The following is a 15,984-nucleotide window of genomic DNA, read 5'->3' as shown; positions in this document are numbered from 1 at the left end:
TGGGGAGGCGGGGGCTGCCGGCGTCAGGCGATGAGGCTGACCCGGCCGCCGGCATGCCGCTCCAGCCGGCCGGCGAGTTCGAGTTCGAGCAATACCGTCTGGACGATCGCCGGGGCGAGGCCGCTCTGGCGGAGCAGTTCGTCGACCGGGACGGGCGCCGGGCCGAGCAAGGCGGTGATGCGGGTGCGGTCGGCGTCGCTCGCATCCGCCGGGGGCGGGGCGGCATAGGTCGACGCGGGCGCGCGGACGGCGCGGGGATCGATCGGGCCGAGCTGTTCGAGGACGTCGGCGGCGGTCTGGATCAAGGTCGCGCCGTCGCGGATCAACTGGTTGCAGCCCTGCGCACGCGGGTCCAGCGGGCTGCCGGGGACCGCCATGACCTCGCGGCCCATCTCGCCCGCCAGCCGCGCGGTGATCAGCGAGCCCGAGCGCGGTGCCGCCTCGACCACCACCGTGCCGAGTGCGAGGCCGGCGATGATCCGGTTGCGCGACGGGAAATGACGGGCGAGCGGCTGGGTGCCGGGCGGCTGCTCGGCGACCAGCAGGCTTTGCGTCGCGAGCTGCTCCTGCAACGCGGCGTTTTCGGGCGGGAAGGCCACGTCGATGCCGCTGGCGATGACGCCGATCGTGCGCGGCAGCGCGCCGACGTGCGCGGCGGTGTCGATGCCGCGGGCGAGGCCGGAGACGATCGTCGCACCCTCCGCGGCGAGGTCGTGCGCGAGGCTGCGCGCGAAGCGGCACGCCGCCGCCGAGGCGTTGCGCGCGCCGACGATCGCGACGGTGGTCCGGCTTGCCAGCGGGAGGTCGCCGCGCAGGATCAGCGCGGGCGGGGCGGTGTCGATCTGGGCGAGCAGCGGCGGATAGTCGGGATCGTCGAGGAACAGATAGCGCGCGCCGAGCCGCGCGGTCGCCGCCATCTCGCGCTCGACCGCGGCGCGTTCGGCGATGCGCGGCGGGGCGCCGCCGCCGCGGCGGGCGAGGGTCGGCAGCATGTCGAGCGCCGCCTCGGCGGTGCCGAAGCGGGCGAGCAACTGGCGCCAGGTGACCGGGCCGATCCCGGTGGTACGAAGGAGACGGAGGCGCGCGACATCGCGCTCAGCCATCGCGGAGCGCATTCGTGTCCTCGCCGTCGCGCGCGCCGCCGATGCGCGGCTCGGTCCCGGCGAGCAGCCGCTCGATATTGTCGCGATGCTTCCACAGCACGATCGCGGCGAGCGCGAGCAGCAGCATGACGAGATCGAACCGCCCGAACAGCGCGCCGCTGACCGGTGCGCTGACCGCCGCGGCCATGCCGGCGACCGAGGAGATGCGCAGGCCCGCGAGCAGGCCGAGCCAGACGGCCGCATAAACGAGGCCCATCGGCCAGTGCAGCGCGAGGACGATGCCCATCAGCGTCGCGACGCCCTTGCCGCCCTTGAAGCGCAGCCAGATCGGGTAGCAATGGCCGACGAACGCCGCCGCTGCAGCGATCATGCCGTCGCCGGGGAACAGCCATTCCGCCAGCCACACCGCCGCCGCGCCCTTGGCGAGATCGAGCAGCAAGGTCGCCGCCGCCAGCCCCTTGCGGCCGGTCCGCAGGACGTTGGTGGCGCCGATATTGCCCGAGCCGATGCTGCGCAGGTCGCCCGCGCCCGCCAGCCGGGTGAGGATGACGCCGAACGGGATCGATCCCAGCACATAGCCGAGCAGCAGCGCGCACGCCGGCGCGATCCAGAGTATGTGCGTATCCAAAGCTGCCCCGTCCTCCCCGGCGGATCATAGCGGGTCCGGGGCGGTTTCGCCAATGGGCGCTTCCTGATCTCGATCAAGGTTGGCGCGTCGCGCGGCGGCGGCTTATGGACGCGGCGATGGATGATGCGCCGATCCTGTTCTTCGATTCGGGTGTCGGCGGCCTGTCGGTGGTCGCACCGACGCGCGTGCTGCTGCCGCGCGCACCGATCGTCTACGCCGCCGATTCCGCCGGCTTCCCGTACGGGATCAAGAGCGAGGCGGAGATTGCGGCGCGGGTGCCGGCGCTGCTCGGGCGGCTGGTGGAGCGGTACCGGCCGCGGCTGGTGGTGATCGCCTGCAACACCGCCTCGACGATCGCGCTGCCGGTGGTGCGCGCGGCGCTCGACGTGCCGGTGGTCGGCACGGTGCCGGCGATCAAGCCCGCCGCGGCGCTGAGCCGCAGCCGGGTGATCGGTGTGCTCGGCACCGAGGCGACGGTGCGCCAGGCCTATGTCGACGATCTGGCCGCGCGGTTCGCCGGGGATTGCACGGTGCTGCGGCACGGCTCGGCGGAGCTGGTGCGGCTGGCGGAGGCGAAACTGGCGGGGGCGACGACCGATCCGGCGCGCTATCGCGCGGTGCTCGGCGGGCTGTTCGATCAGCCAGAGGGCGCGCGGATCGACGTGATCGTCAACGCCTGCACGCATTTTCCGCTGGTCGCGGCGGAACTGGCGGCGGCGGCGCCGGCCGGCGTGCACTTCGTCGATGGCGGCCCGGGGATCGCGCGGCGGATCGCCTTCCTGACCGAGGGGCAGGGCTGGCCCGCGGGCGAGTCGGTGCATCGCGCGGTGTTCACGCGGCTGGGCGACGCGGAGCGGGCGCTGGCGCCGGCGCTGGCGGATTATGGAATCGGGACGATCGAGGGGCTTTGAACCGTACCGGCCGGCGGGTGGGGCGTCGGCTTTTTCGTCCCACCGTTAGCCCTGAGCCTGTCGAAGGGCGGTGCCATGTACGGAACGATCGCCTGTGGCACGGGCGCTTCGACAGGCTCAGCGCGAACGGTGGAACGTGGGGCGGGCGTTCCTTCCGCCAGCAGCCAGCCCTGTGCCGGTCGACGGGTCGTGCCGGCCAGGCGAGGGTGGGACAAAATGTCCAGCCTGACGATCACGCTGAGCGCTTTTATCCACTGGCAAGCCCGTCGCCGCATCGGTACATGGTGCCCATGAGCAGCGACGGTACCGACGTACGCGTGGATTATTCGCGCGTCTTCACCCAGGCGATCGATCGCCTGCACAGCGAGGGCCGGTATCGGGTCTTCATCGACATCCTCCGCAACAAGGGCGCCTTCCCGAACGCGCGCTGCTTCGCCGGCCATAACGGGCCCAAGCCGATCACCGTCTGGTGCTCGAACGACTATCTCGCGATGGGCCAGCATCCGAAGGTGATCGCGGCGATGGAAGAGGCGCTGCACGACGTCGGCGCCGGTTCGGGCGGCACGCGCAACATCGGCGGCAACACCCATTATCACGTCGATCTCGAGCACGAACTCGCCGACCTGCACGGCAAGGAAGGCGCGCTGCTGTTCACCAGCGGCTATGTCTCGAACGAGGCGACGCTGTCGACGCTCGCCAAGATCCTGCCGGGCTGCGTGATTTTCTCGGACGAGCTCAACCATGCCTCGATGATCGCGGGCATTCGTAACGCCGGCTGCGAGAAGCGCATCTTCCGCCACAACGATCTCGCGCATCTCGAGGAACTGCTCGCCGCCGAGGATCCGACGGTGCCGAAGCTGATCGCGTTCGAGAGCGTCTATTCGATGGAGGCCGACGTCGCGCCGATCGCGGCGATCTGCGACCTCGCCGACAAATACAATGCGCTGACCTATCTCGACGAGGTCCACGCAGTCGGCATGTACGGCGCACGCGGCGGCGGCATTTCGGAGGCCGAGGGCGTCGCCGACCGGCTGACGATCATCGAGGGCACGCTCGGCAAGGCGTTCGGCGTGATGGGCGGCTATATCGCCGCCGACCAGACGATCATCGACGTGATCCGGTCCTATGCGCCGGGGTTCATCTTCACCACCTCGCTGTCGCCGGTTCTGGTCGCGGGCGTGCTCGCCAGCGTCCGCCACCTCAAGGCGTCGAGCGTCGAGCGCGAGGGCCAGCAGGCGTCGGCGACGCTGCTAAAGACGATGCTGAGCGAGGCGGGGCTGCCGGTGATGCTCGGCAGCACGCATATCGTGCCGATCCTCGTCGGCGATCCGGTCAAGGCGAAGCGGATCAGCGATATCCTGCTCGCCGAATATGGCGTCTACGTGCAGCCGATCAATTATCCCACCGTGCCGCGCGGCACCGAGCGGCTGCGCTTCACCCCCGGCCCGAGCCACACGCCCGAGATGATGCGCGAGCTGACCGACGCGCTGGTCGAGATCTGGAGCCGGCTCGCCTTGCGAAAGGCGGCCTGACGCGGCGTCCGGGCGTCGCCGGTGTTCGGTGGGGTTCAGGACCATCGAATATCGCGGCGGCAGCGAGGTTCGGTTAGTTTCTTCCTCAGACCCGTCACCCCGGACTCGTTCGAGACTTTGCGAAAGTCCCGATCCGGTGAATCAGCCCAGTGCTCCTGCGAAAGCAGGAGCCCAGAGCCAAGCTGAACAACGCTTCATGGCGCTCGGGACTCCTGGGCTCCTGCTTTCGCAGGAGCACTGAGTGACTTTCGTAGAGGTCTGAAACAAGTCGAGGTTCCCTTCCGCGGCGAGGGGAACGGCTAAGAAATACACCTTACTCTTGCGGCCCGGTGGACCCCGGAACAAGTCCGGGGTGACGGGGTGGGTTGGGAAAGCGTCCGGCCCATGCGACGGAGCCCGGCGAAGTCGGGCAACGGCGTGTAGCCGCCCGCGCGATCAGCTGGCCGACAGGCCGCAGATGATCCCGCAGAGGATCGTCAGCCCACCGAGCCCGATCGACAGCGGCACGCGCAGCGTCATCCAGCCGGTGGGGGCGTGGGCGGACTCGACCAGGCGGCGGTCGATCAGCAGGGTGGTGATCACCGCCGAGCCCATCAGCACCAGCGCGAGGCCCAGCGGTAGCACATGGGCGATCGACAGCAGGATCAGCAGCGCGCCGAACAGCGACGGCAGCACCGCCAGCGTCGCGATCCGGCCCTGATCGCGCCCGCTGCGCATCGCGAAGCCCCACCAGATGCCGCCGAGGAAGCTGAGGATCAGCGCCGCATAGGCGAAGGCGAACATCGGCCCGACATCGCTTTCGGCGGAAAAGAAACAGGTGGCGACCGCGGCGATCTGCGGGAACAGCCCGGCATAGCCGAGGATCAGCGGCGATTCGCCGACGCTGCCGCGGGCGGAGACGGGATCAGCCATGCCGGCGAGCGCGGGAGCGAGGAACTTGCGGCATATTCTTATCCTGCATTGCGTGGTTGGCTTAGCGCGCGAGCGACGCGCTACGTTCCGCAACAGGTGTGGCATTTGCCGGTGTCCCCCGCTAAGGCGCCCTGACCGCCCATCATCGTCACGGGACGTCACCCTTGCGCATCGCCTTCGCTTCCGATCACGCCGCCGTCGCGCTGAAGGCGCTGCTGGTCGATCATGCCGGCACGCTCGGCCATGCGGCGATCGATCTCGGGCCGGACAGCGATGCGCGCGTCGATTATCCCGATTACGGCTACAAGCTGGCCCGCGCCGTCGCGGCGGGCGAGGCCGATTTCGGCGTCGCTTTGTGCGGATCGGGGATCGGCATCTCGATCGCGGTCAACCGCGAACCGGCCTGCCGCTGCGCACTCGTCTCCGAACCGCTGTCGGCGGCGCTGGCGCGCCAGCACAACGACGCCAACGTCCTCGCGATGGGCGCGCGGCTGATCGGCCCCGATCTCGCCAAGGCCTGTCTCGAAGCCTTCCTCGCCGCCCCGTTCGAGGGTGGCCGTCACCAGAACCGCGTCGACAAATTGTCGCGAAAGGACTGATCCCATGAGCACCCAGCCCACCGACTTCAGCGATATCCGCCACACCGGCTTCTTCAGCCAAGCGCTCGCCGACGCCGATCCGGCGGTGTTCGCCGGCATCGCGCACGAACTGGAGCGCGAGCAGACGCAGATCGAGCTGATCGCGTCGGAGAATATCGTCTCCAAGGCGGTGCTCGAGGCGCAGGGCTCGGTCTTCACCAACAAATATGCCGAGGGCTATCCGGGCAAGCGCTATTATCAGGGCTGCGCGCCGTCGGACGAGGTCGAGAGCCTCGCGATCGAGCGGGCCAAGCAGATCTTCGGTTGCGGCTTCGTCAACGTCCAGCCGCATTCGGGCGCGCAGGCGAACGGCGCGGTGATGCTGGCGCTGGTCAAGCCGGGCGAGACGATCCTCGGCATGAGCCTCGACGCCGGCGGCCACCTCACCCATGGCGCACGCGCGGCGATGAGCGGCAAATGGTTCAACGCGATCCAGTACGGCGTCGATCCGGTGACGCATCTGATCGATTACGATCAGGTCGAGCGCCTTGCCGTCGAGCATCAGCCGAAGCTCATCATCGCCGGCGGCAGCGCCTATCCGCGCACGATCGACTTCGCGCGCTTTCGCGAGATCGCCGACAAGGTCGGCGCCTATTTCATGGTCGACATGGCGCATTTCGCCGGCATCGTCGCCGCCGGCCTGCATCCGACGCCGTTCGGCCATGCGCATGTCGTCACCACGACGACGCACAAGACGCTGCGCGGTCCGCGGGGCGGCATGATCATGACCGACGACGAGGCGCTGGCCAAGAAGATCAACTCGGCGGTGTTCCCGGGGCTGCAGGGCGGGCCGCTGATGCACGTCATCGCCGCCAAGGCGGTCGCGTTCGGCGAGGCGCTGCAGCCGGGCTACAAGAGCTATATCGCCGCGGTGGTCGAGAACGCCAAGGTGCTCGCCGCGACGCTGAAGGAGCGCGGCTCGGACGTCGTCTCGGGCGGCACCGACACGCATCTCGCACTGATCGACCTCACCCCGCTCGGCATCACCGGCAAGGACGCCGACGAGGCGCTGGAGCGCGCCGGCATCACCTGCAACAAGAACGGCATTCCCAACGATCCGCTGCCGCCGGTCAAGACCAGCGGCATCCGCGTCGGCTCGCCCGCCGGCACGACGCGCGGCTTCGGCCCCGCCGAATTCCGCGAGATCGGCAACATGGTCGCCGACGTGCTCGACGGTTTGGCCAAGAAGGGCGAACATGGGGACCCCGAGGTCGAGGCGAACGTTCGGCAGCGTGTACGCACGCTGTGCGCACGCTTCCCCATCTACGAAGGATAACACCATGTCGAAGATTGAAGAGGTCCAGGCGACCGTCAAGAACACCCCCGGCCTCGGCAAGAAGATGGCCAAATATGGCGCGATCGGCGCGGTCGTGGCGATCCCGATCCCCTTCGTCGGCCCGGTGCTCGGTGCGCTGGTCGGCGCGGGCGTCGCTTATGCCAAGCGCAAGGATTGATCGCCTGAATGCGTTGCCCGTTCTGCGGCCATGAAGACAGCCAGGTGAAGGACAGCCGCCCCACGGAAGACGGGGCGGCGATCCGGCGCCGGCGCCAGTGCGAGGGCTGCGCGGCGCGCTTCACCACCTTCGAGCGCATCCAGCTCCGCGACCTGTGGGTGATCAAGAGCACCGGCAGCGGCGGGGTGCGGCGCGAGCCGTTCGACCGGGAGAAACTGCTGCGCTCGGTCTCGATCGCGACCCGCAAGCGGCCGATCGAGCCGGTGCGGATCGAGAAACTGGTCAGCGGCATCCAGCGCCAGCTCGAGACGCAGGGCGAGAGCGAAGTGTCGTCGAAGCGGATCGGCGAGATGGTGATGGACGGGCTCAAGGGGCTCGATTCGGTCGCCTATATCCGCTTCGCCAGCGTCTATCGCGACTTCAGCGAGGCGCGCGACTTCGAGGAATTCGCCGGTACGGTCGAGCAGGCGGGGCGCGCCGAATGAAGCCGGTCATCGTCCTCGTCCGCCCGCAATTGGGCGAGAATATCGGCAAGGCGGCGCGCGCCATGCTTAATTTCGGCCTTACCGACATGCGACTGGTTGCCCCGCGCGACGGCTGGCCCAACCCGCAGGCGGGGCCGGCGGCGAGCGGCGCCGACAGCGTGCTCGCCGACGCGCAGGTGTTCGACAGCGTCGCCGAGGCGGTGGCGGATTGCGCGCACGTCTATGCGACGACGGTGCGCAAGCGCGGCATCACCAAGCCGGTGGTGACGCCCGAGGTCGCCGCGCGTGACATTCACGCCGCAACGGAGCGGTCGGCGATCCTGTTCGGGCCGGAGCGGTCGGGGCTGGAGACCGACGACGTCGCGCTCGCGCGGACGATCGTCACCGTGCCGATCAATCCCGAATTCGGCAGCCTCAACCTCGCGCAGGCGGTAATCCTCGTCGCCTATGAATGGTCGAAGGGCGAGGCGCTGGCGCAGCCGTCGATCAACCCGATCGAGCCGCCCGCACCGCATGAGGAACTGGAGGGAATGATCCTCCAGCTCGACGACATGCTGGAGCGCGCCAATTTCTTCTTCCCGCCCGAACGCGTGTTCCAGACGCGGCGGACGCTGCGCACGCTGCTGACCAAGCCGGGCTGGTCGTCGCAGGAGGTGCGGACGGTGCGCGGCGTGCTATCGGCGCTGGACGGCGCCAAGGAACGCCGGGTCGAGGCTCAGCGCCGGTCGAACGACGCCAGTTCGTAGGCGATCGACGCCTCGACGAGCTGTTCCCACAGATCGGCGATGACCGCGCCGGGCAGGCCGAGCGATTCCGCCTCGGCGCGGGCATTGGCGATGACCTGTGCCTTGCGGGCCTCGTCGCGGACGTGGCCGCGCTCCGGCTTGATGCGTGCCGCGGCGTCCATATAGGCGAAACGGCGTGCGAGCAGCGCGACCAGCTCGCGATCGAGCGCGTCGACGCCGGCGCGCACCTCGATCATCGTCGTGCAATCGGGGCCGGCCAGTGCCGGGGCAGGGGGCGTGGTCATCGCGCTTCCTTATCGCCGCCGCCACGGATGTCGAGTTCGTGGCGTCGCCATCTTCCCTTGCCGGACGGATCGTGTCACCTTTGCTGCCGTATCAGGGAGGGTCGCCATGTTTGTTTTCGCCATTGCCGCGATGATTCTGTCTGCCGGCACGCAGGATGCCGCGCCAGCGACGACGCCGTCGCCCGCGCCTACGGGGAAGGCCAAGCGGATCTGTCGTCGGGAAGCGCCGATCGGATCGATCATGCCGCACCAGACCTGTTTCACCCGCGGCGAATGGGCGGTCATCGACGCGCGCAACGGCGACAATTGGGATACGGCGCGGCGGGCCAATGCCGCGCGCAACATGACGATCCCGCAGGCGCTGCGTCCTTGACAGGATAAGCGCCAGCATCTAGGCGGCCGCCTTCGCAACAGCCCCCGCACCCCGGTGAAGCGGACGGCCTGCCCCCGCAAGGGATCAGCAGAGCGATACCGGGATCAACCCCGCCGCATGGCTTGCCATGGGGCGGGATCACGTCGTTTCAGTTGCCAAGGAAATATCATGTCGAAGCGCCATAGCGCCAAGCACAAGCTCGACCGTCGTCTCGGCGAGAACATCTGGGGCCGGCCGAAGAGCCCGGTCAACAAGCGCGAATACGGCCCGGGTCAGCACGGTCAGCGCCGCAAGGGCAAGGTGTCGGACTTCGGCATCCAGCTGCGCGCCAAGCAGAAGCTCAAGGGCTATTACGGCGACGTCACCGAGAAGCAGTTCAAGGCCTGCTACACGGAAGCGGCCCGCATGAAGGGCGATACCAGCCAGAACCTGATCGGCCTGCTCGAGCAGCGTCTCGACATGATCGTCTATCGCGCCAAGTTCGCGCCGACGATCTTCGCCGCGCGCCAGATCGTCAGCCACGGCCACATCCGCGTCAACGGCGTGAAGTGCAACATCGCATCGCGCCGCTGCTTCGTCGGCGACGAGATCACCCTGGGCAGCAAGGCCAAGGAAATGGCGCTGGTGCTCGAGGCGCAGAACCTCGCCGAGCGTGAGATCCCCGATTACGTCGCGCCGGACGGCAACGCCAAGATCACCTTCGTCCGCGTGCCGACGCTGGACGAGGTGCCTTACCCGGTGAAGATGGAACCGAACCTGGTCGTCGAGTTCTACTCGCGCTGATTTCGGGTCTTCCGGTTTCGAATTTGGAAGGGGCGGTCCTTGCGGGCCGCCCTTTTTGATTCACGCGAAGACGCAACGGTGTTCCGCTTGGGGTGGACGCATCGATCACCGCGGGTGTGGCCCTCGCTCTTTCTCTTCGCGTTATCGCGTGGATCGATTTTGCGCGCAGAGGCGCAGAGACGCGGAGGTGATCCGCGGGAGGCCTCGTCGCCTGCTTTTCGCCTCGGAAGAGAAGCGCCTTCGGCGCCGCTGGCGGAACACCTCTGCGTCTCTGCGTCTCTGCGCGCAAAACCTTCTCCGTCCCGTGACCCGGATCGTGGACAAGCACGCGACCGGCGGCAGAAGACCGGCCTGCTGCCATTTTTAGATTTGGAAGGGGCGGTCCATGCGGGCCGCTCTTTTTGGTTCACGCGAAGGCGCGAAGACGCGAAGGTGTTCCGCTTGGGGGTGGACGCATCGATCACCGCGGGTGTGGCCCTCGTTCTTTCTCTTCGCGTCTTCGCGTCTTCGCGTGAATCGATTTTGCGCGCAGAGGCGCAGAGACGCGGAGGTGTTCCGCGGGAGGCTTCGTCGCCTGCTTTTCGCCTCGGAAGACAAGCGCCTTCGGCGCGGCTGGCGGAACACCTGCGCGTCTCTGCGTCTCTGCGCGCGAAACCTTCTCCGTCCCGCGGCCCGGACCGTGGACAAGCCCGCCCACCGGCGGCAAAAGACCGGCCACGCTGCCATCCATGCGGAGTAATCGATGCGTCGTTTCGTTCTTGCGGCCCTGCTTGCCACGCCCGGCATGGCGCTCGCCCAATCCGCGCCGCCGATCTCGGTCGAGACGATGAAGGCCGTCACCAGGACGCTGTCGTCGGACGCCTTCGAAGGTCGCGCGCCGGGTAGCGCGGGCGAGGAGAAGACACTCGCCTATCTCGAACAGCAATTCGCCAAGGCGGGCCTGAAGCCGGGCAACAAGGGCAGCTGGTTGCAGGACGTGCCGCTGGTCGAGATCACCGCGCAGAACGTCACGCCGCTGACCATCACCGGCGGCAAGACGCCGCTCGCCCTCGCTTACGGCAAGGACATGGTGGTCGGCACCTATCGCGTCACGCCGCATATCGACGTCAAGGACAGCGACATCGTTTTCGCGGGTTACGGCATCGTCGCGCCCGAGAAGGGCTGGAACGATTACGCCGGGCTCGACGTGAAGGGGAAGACGGTGATCGTCCTCATCAATGATCCCGACTGGCAGACGCCGGGGCTGACCGGCCCGTTCAACGGCCGTGCGATGACCTATTACGGCCGCTGGACGTACAAATATGAGGAAGCGGCACGGCAAGGCGCGGCGGCGGTGATCATCGTCCACCAGACCGAGCCTGCGGCCTATGGCTGGAACGTCGTCCAGTCGAGCAACACCGGCGCGGCGCATGTCGCCGATGCCGCCAACGGCCATATGGACGACACCGCCGCGCACGGCTGGATGCAGCTCGACAAGGCGCGTGCGCTGTTCGCCAGCGCCGGCAAGGACTTCGATAGCCTCGCCGCCGCCGCGAAGGTCAAGGGCTTCAAGCCGGTGCCGCTCGGGCTGAAGGCGTCGGTGCGCTTCGACAACCAGATCAAGAAGCAGATTTCGCACAATGTCGTCGGCATCCTGCCCGGCCGCGAGGCGCCGGACGAATACGTCCTGCTGTCGGCACATTGGGATCATCTCGGCCGCTGCACCCCGGTCAACGGCGACGACATCTGCAACGGCGCGGTCGACAATGCCGACGGCACCGCGGCGCTGGTCGCGCTCGCCGAGGCCAATGCCAAGGCCGGGCCGGCGCGCCGCTCGATGGTGTTCGTGGCGCTGACCGCCGAGGAATCGGGGCTGCTCGGCTCGGCTTATTATGGCGAGAACCCGGTCTATCCGCTCGCCAAGACGGTCGGCGGCGCCAATATGGACGCGCTCGCCATGTACGGCCCCGCGAAGGACGTGATCGTGATCGGGCCGGGCAAGTCGCAGCTCGACGGCTATCTCACCGCCGCCCTCAAGCGGCAGGGCCGCACCGCGACGCCCGAGCCGACGCCAGAGAAGGGCTTCTATTATCGCTCGGACCATTTCAGCCTCGCCAAGCACGGCGTGCCGATGGTCTATTTCGAAACCGGCCAGAATCTGGTGAAGGGCGGGCTCGCCGCGGGTCAGGCGGCGGCGAAGGATTACGAGGAGAATCGCTATCACGCGCCCTCCGACGAATATGATCCCAATTGGGACTGGAGCGGCGTGCAGCAGGATGTCGGCCTCTATTATATGATCGCGCGCGATCTCGCCGACGGCCGCGACTGGCCCAATTGGACGCCAGGCGACGAATTCCGTGCGATCCGCGACAAGAGCCGCGCCAGCCTGGGAGCCGCGAAGTGACCGTCGTTCCGCCGCCCGCCGAATGGGCACCGCATGACGCCGTATGGATCGGCTTTCCGAGCCATCCCGAATTGTGGGAGGAGGATCTCGATCCGGCCCGCGCCGAAGTCGCCGCCTTTGCCCGTGCGGTGCATGCCGAGGGCCGCGGCGAGACGGTGATCCTCGTCGCCGCCGATGCCGAGGCGGGCGCGGCGGCGCGGACGATGGCGCCGTTCGCCGAGGTGGTGGTCGAGCCGTTCGGCGACATCTGGCTGCGCGATACGGGTCCGATCCTGCTCGGTAATGGCGAGGCCTGCGACTTCGGCTTCAACGGCTGGGGCGGCAAATACGATCTACCCGGCGACGATACGATCGGCCTGCGCCTCGCCAAGCAGCGCGGTCGCCGCGTCGGTTACTGCAATTGGGTGCTCGAGGGCGGCGCGATCGACGGCGACGGCACCGGCGTCGTGGTGACGACCGAGCAATGTCTGCTCAACCCCAACCGCAACCCGACGCTCGACAAGGCGCAGATCGAGGCGCGGCTGCGCGACGACCTCGGGCTGACCAAGGTGGTGTGGCTGGGCGACGGGCTGCTCAACGACCATACCGACGGCCATGTCGACAATCTCGCCCGCTTCGTCGGCGAGGGGAAACTGGCGCTGCCGGAAGCGGCGGAGAACGACCCCAATTGGCAGGTCTACCAGCATGCGTTGCGCGATGCACGGGCCGCGGGGCTGGAGGTGGTGACGATCCCGTCGCCGGGCCGCGTGCTGCGCGACGAGGAGGTCGTGCCGGCGAGCTATATGAACTTCTACATCGGCAATGCCGCGGTGGTGGTGCCGCTGTACGGTGCGGAGAATGACGAGGCCGCGGTGCGCGCGGTACAGGCGCTGTTCGCCGATCGCGAGGCGGTGGGGCTGCGCGCCGACCATATCCTGACCGGCGGCGGCAGCTTCCATTGCATCAGCCAGCAGATCCCGGCGGGGGCGTGATCGCGAATCGGGGTGGGTGACCTTCGATCCACCCACTCCGTCACCCCGGACTTGTTCCGGGGTCTACCCAGCGGCGGGGGGCACGGTCCGACGCTCCAGCCGCATGCATGCGGATGGGTGGACCCCGGAACGAGTCCGGGGTGACGTGTGGAGGGGGTGAGCACCCGCGCCACACGCGGGGGTGACGACTCACCTCCCGCCCCTTATGTGGCGCGCATGACCCAGATCACCGTCGCCGCGCTGCAGCTCGCCTTCTCCGACGATATCGATGCGAACATCGCCAACGTCTCGCGCCTCGTGCGCGAGGCGGCGGGGCAGGGCGCGCAGGTGATCCTGCCGCCCGAATTGTTCGAGGGCGAATATTTCTGCCGCGTCGAGGACGAAGGGCTGTTCGCCAATGCCGCGCCGGTGCGCGAGCACAAGGCGGTGCTGGCGATGCAGGCGCTCGCCGAGGCGCTCAAGGTGACGATCCCGACCAGCTTCTTCGAGGCGGACGGGCCGCATTATTACAACAGCCTCGCGATGATCGGCCCCGACGGCGAGGTGCAGGGCGTCTATCGCAAGAGCCACATCCCCGACGGCCCCGGCTACGAGGAGAAATTCTACTTCCGCCCCGGCAATACCGGCTTCAAGGTCTGGCCGGCGCCGCCGGCCGCGCCGGGCTGGACGCTCGGCGTCGGCGTCTGCTGGGACCAATGGTATCCCGAGACCGCGCGCGCGCTGATGCTGATGGGCGCGCAGGTGCTGTTCTACCCGACCGCGATCGGCAGCGAGCCGCATGACACCAGCCTCGACACCGCACGGCTGTGGCGGCGCGCGATGGTCGGCCATGCCGTGTCCAACGTCGTGCCGGTCATCGCTGCCAACCGGATCGGCACGGAGCACGGCCAGCATTTCTACGGCACCAGCTTCATCGTCGACGAGCGCGGCGACGTGCTCGCCGAACTGGGTCGCGACGAGGAAGGCGTGATCGTGGCGACGCTCGACCTCGAACGGGTCAAGCGCCACCGCGCCGCCTTCGGCTTCTTCCGCGATCGCCGGCCCGAATTGTACGGGCGGCTCGTTCAGGACGTTTGACGGAGCGCCACCGCGCGGGCGAACACCGATTCGAACATCGCTTCGTCGATCCGGCCGGTGTTCTGGTTGTAGCGCGAGGGGTGATAGCTATCGAGCAGGATGCGACCGTCAGGCATGCGATGCTCGGCGCCGTGCGCGAAATTGGCCTTGGGCAGGCGTCCGCCCATCACCTTGACCGCCGACTGATGCGCGATCTGACCGAGCGCGACGACGATGCGCACGTTGGGCAGCGCCGCGATCTCGCCGTCGAGGAACGGGCGGCAGGTGCGGATCTCCTCCGGCGTCGGCTTGTTGGCGGGCGGCAGGCATTTGACCGCATTGACGACGATCGCGCCGGTCAGCGCCAGATCGTCGGTGACGCGATTGGCGAAGGTGCCGGTGGCGAGGCCGAGCTTGCCCAGCGTCGCGAACAGCAACGCGCCCGAATGGTCGCCGGTGAACGCCCGCCCGGTGCGGTTGGCGCCGTGCAGCCCCGGCGCGAGGCCGACGATCGCCAGCCATGCCTCGGGATCGCCGAAGGCGGGGACGGGGGCGTTCCACCAGGTCGGGTTGTCCAGCCGCAGCGCTTCCCGCGCGGCGACGAGCCGCGGGCAGCGCGGGCAGTCGTGCGGCGGCTCGACCGCGGCGAGCGGATCGGGGACGGGCAGGTCGGTGGCGATGTCGGGCGCGAGCGTATCGAAGGTCATCGCTTTCGCCTAAAGCCCCGGGATGGCGACGGCAATCTATGCGATCGGGATCGGATCGAACCGGCGCGGGCGACACGGCGGCCCCGCCGACGAGGTGCGCGCGGCGATCGCGGCGATCGGCGGGCTGGTCGCGGCGTCGCCGGTGATCGGCTCGGCGCCGCTCGGGCCGTCGATCCGCCGCTTCGCCAATGCCGCGATCCTGATCGGCAGCGACGAGACCCCGCCGGTGCTGCTTGCGCGGCTCAAGGGGATCGAGGCGGCGTTCGGCCGGCGGCGCGGGCGGCGCTGGGGGGCGCGGGTGATCGACCTCGATATCCTGCTCTGGTCGGGCGGCAGCTGGCGCGATCCGCGGCTGACCGTGCCGCATGCGGCGCTATCCGCGCGCGGCTTCGTGCTGGGGCCGCTCGCGCGGATCGCGCCGGGCTGGCGCGTGCCGCCGCAGGCGCGAAGTGTTCGACAATTGGCACATGCAGTTGACCGACCGCGTCCCCGCCCCTAGGTGCCCCGGATCGATGGCGGGGGTCCGTAGCTCAGTCGGTAGAGCAAGCGACTTTTAATCGAGAGGTCCCGGGTTCGAGCCCCGGCGGACCCACCATCGATAGTGCCGGCGGCGGCGTCCGCTCACAGCCGGCGCGGGCGGCCGGTTCGCGCGGCGGCCACCACCAGGACGACGCCGACGATGATCGCGGTGTCGGCGACCCAGTCCATGATGTCGCAGTCGCGGTGCAGCGCCGGGATCGACTGGACCAGCTCGATCATCGCGCCGAGAAAGCTCAGCCGTTCGGCGATGCGGACCAGCGACGCGTGCGGCCAGGCGGCGCAGGCGAGCACGGTGAGCGCGCCGAACGCGGTCATATGCTGCCATTTGTCCATGACCTCGACGGTGATCGGCGGGCGCGGCGACAGCGCCATGACCAAGGCGAAGAGGAGAGCAGCCCAGAACAGCAAGCGTGCGATCGGCGCGACGCGCGCCTGCGAGAAACCAACCATGATGCGCGCCCTACGTCCGCCGGCGGCG

The 15,984-nt window shown here is 68.6% G+C and carries 19 protein-coding genes and 1 tRNA gene; 14 read left to right on the top strand and 6 right to left on the bottom strand.

The annotated features are described in order from the left end of the window. Positions 1-23 precede the first annotated feature (23 nt). Together dprA and plsY are read right to left on the bottom strand one after the other, a co-directional pair. Positions 24-1,103, bottom strand: coding sequence for a DNA-processing protein DprA (dprA, locus tag MC45_RS12840; protein WP_038667355.1), 1,080 nt, complete (start codon positions 1,101-1,103; stop codon positions 24-26). Beyond that, a complete protein-coding gene (gene plsY / locus MC45_RS12835) occupies positions 1,096-1,731 on the bottom strand; it encodes a glycerol-3-phosphate 1-O-acyltransferase PlsY (RefSeq protein ID WP_052075665.1) in 636 nt (211 codons plus the stop codon). Before plsY ends, dprA begins: the two co-directional genes overlap by 8 nt. Before the next feature lie 116 nt (positions 1,732-1,847). On the opposite strand from plsY, the gene murI reads away from it, so the two are divergent. Further along, positions 1,848-2,642, top strand: coding sequence for a glutamate racemase (gene murI, locus MC45_RS12830; protein ID WP_156143835.1), 795 nt, complete (start codon positions 1,848-1,850; stop codon positions 2,640-2,642). Between the two features lie 290 nt (positions 2,643-2,932). Beyond that, on the top strand, positions 2,933-4,174 hold the full coding sequence (gene hemA / locus MC45_RS12825; RefSeq protein WP_038667350.1) for a 5-aminolevulinate synthase: 1,242 nt from the start codon (positions 2,933-2,935) through the stop codon (positions 4,172-4,174). 435 nt (positions 4,175-4,609) lie between these two features. Here hemA and MC45_RS12820 read toward each other — a convergent pair whose 3' ends face one another. Further along, a complete protein-coding gene (locus MC45_RS12820; RefSeq protein ID WP_052075664.1) occupies positions 4,610-5,086 on the bottom strand; it encodes a DUF3429 domain-containing protein in 477 nt (158 codons plus the stop codon). A 164-nt stretch (positions 5,087-5,250) separates the two neighbouring features. Here MC45_RS12820 and rpiB point away from each other — a divergent pair, with 164 nt between their 5' ends. The 5 genes from rpiB to MC45_RS12800 are packed head-to-tail and all read left to right on the top strand — an operon-like array spanning position 5,251 to position 8,409. Continuing rightward, positions 5,251-5,685: a ribose 5-phosphate isomerase B gene (gene rpiB / locus MC45_RS12815; RefSeq protein ID WP_038663816.1), complete on the top strand. Its 435-nt coding sequence runs from the start codon at positions 5,251-5,253 to the stop codon at positions 5,683-5,685. Between the two features lie 4 nt (positions 5,686-5,689). Then, positions 5,690-7,000, top strand: a complete 1,311-nt coding sequence (glyA, locus tag MC45_RS12810; protein WP_038663813.1) for a serine hydroxymethyltransferase — start codon at positions 5,690-5,692, stop codon at positions 6,998-7,000. Positions 7,001-7,004: 4 nt separating this feature from the next. Continuing rightward, a complete protein-coding gene (locus MC45_RS19590) occupies positions 7,005-7,178 on the top strand; it encodes a small multi-drug export protein (RefSeq protein WP_166753199.1) in 174 nt (57 codons plus the stop codon). 8 nt (positions 7,179-7,186) lie between these two features. Further along, positions 7,187-7,663: a transcriptional regulator NrdR gene (gene nrdR / locus MC45_RS12805; RefSeq protein WP_038663810.1), complete on the top strand. Its 477-nt coding sequence runs from the start codon at positions 7,187-7,189 to the stop codon at positions 7,661-7,663. After that, positions 7,660-8,409, top strand: a complete 750-nt coding sequence (locus tag MC45_RS12800; RefSeq protein ID WP_038663806.1) for an RNA methyltransferase — start codon at positions 7,660-7,662, stop codon at positions 8,407-8,409. Before nrdR ends, MC45_RS12800 begins: the two co-directional genes overlap by 4 nt. On the opposite strand, the gene MC45_RS12795 is transcribed toward MC45_RS12800, so the two are convergent. Next, on the bottom strand, positions 8,379-8,693 hold the full coding sequence (locus MC45_RS12795; protein WP_038663803.1) for a chorismate mutase: 315 nt from the start codon (positions 8,691-8,693) through the stop codon (positions 8,379-8,381). The genes MC45_RS12800 and MC45_RS12795 overlap by 31 nt on opposite strands. A gap of 106 nt (positions 8,694-8,799) precedes the next feature. On the opposite strand from MC45_RS12795, the gene MC45_RS12790 reads away from it, so the two are divergent. The 5 genes from MC45_RS12790 (at position 8,800) to aguB (ending at position 14,280) form a co-directional block, all read left to right on the top strand. Further along, the gene (locus tag MC45_RS12790; protein ID WP_038663800.1) at positions 8,800-9,066 is read left to right on the top strand and encodes a hypothetical protein; all 267 of its coding nucleotides are present in this window, start codon (positions 8,800-8,802) and stop codon (positions 9,064-9,066) included. Positions 9,067-9,234: 168 nt separating this feature from the next. Then, a complete protein-coding gene (rpsD, locus tag MC45_RS12785) occupies positions 9,235-9,849 on the top strand; it encodes a 30S ribosomal protein S4 (RefSeq protein ID WP_038663797.1) in 615 nt (204 codons plus the stop codon). Positions 9,850-10,591: 742 nt separating this feature from the next. Beyond that, a complete protein-coding gene (locus MC45_RS12780) occupies positions 10,592-12,232 on the top strand; it encodes a M28 family metallopeptidase (RefSeq protein WP_038663794.1) in 1,641 nt (546 codons plus the stop codon). Continuing rightward, positions 12,229-13,203 (top strand): agmatine deiminase family protein, encoded by a 975-nt coding sequence (locus MC45_RS12775; protein ID WP_038663791.1) that lies wholly within the window; start codon positions 12,229-12,231, stop codon positions 13,201-13,203. Before MC45_RS12780 ends, MC45_RS12775 begins: the two co-directional genes overlap by 4 nt. Before the next feature lie 216 nt (positions 13,204-13,419). Next, the gene (gene aguB, locus MC45_RS12770; protein ID WP_038663788.1) at positions 13,420-14,280 is read left to right on the top strand and encodes an N-carbamoylputrescine amidase; all 861 of its coding nucleotides are present in this window, start codon (positions 13,420-13,422) and stop codon (positions 14,278-14,280) included. Here the strand turns inward: aguB and MC45_RS12765 are convergent. Next, complete coding sequence (locus MC45_RS12765) at positions 14,268-14,966, bottom strand: uracil-DNA glycosylase (RefSeq protein ID WP_052075663.1); 699 nt, start codon at positions 14,964-14,966, stop codon at positions 14,268-14,270. The two genes, aguB and MC45_RS12765, sit on opposite strands and share 13 nt — an antisense overlap. A gap of 22 nt (positions 14,967-14,988) precedes the next feature. Here MC45_RS12765 and folK point away from each other — a divergent pair, with 22 nt between their 5' ends. Both folK and MC45_RS12755 read left to right on the top strand, forming a co-directional pair. Beyond that, a complete protein-coding gene (folK, locus tag MC45_RS12760) occupies positions 14,989-15,465 on the top strand; it encodes a 2-amino-4-hydroxy-6-hydroxymethyldihydropteridine diphosphokinase (protein ID WP_038663785.1) in 477 nt (158 codons plus the stop codon). Positions 15,466-15,485: 20 nt separating this feature from the next. Then, a tRNA-Lys gene (locus MC45_RS12755) sits at positions 15,486-15,561 on the top strand. A 26-nt stretch (positions 15,562-15,587) separates the two neighbouring features. Here the strand turns inward: MC45_RS12755 and MC45_RS12750 are convergent. After that, on the bottom strand, positions 15,588-15,956 hold the full coding sequence (locus MC45_RS12750; RefSeq protein ID WP_052075662.1) for a VanZ family protein: 369 nt from the start codon (positions 15,954-15,956) through the stop codon (positions 15,588-15,590). Positions 15,957-15,984 lie beyond the last annotated feature (28 nt).

The organism is Sphingomonas taxi, from assembly GCF_000764535.1.
GTDB lineage: Bacteria > Pseudomonadota > Alphaproteobacteria > Sphingomonadales > Sphingomonadaceae > Sphingomonas > Sphingomonas taxi.
This window is presented reverse-complemented; position numbering and strand designations above follow the sequence as displayed.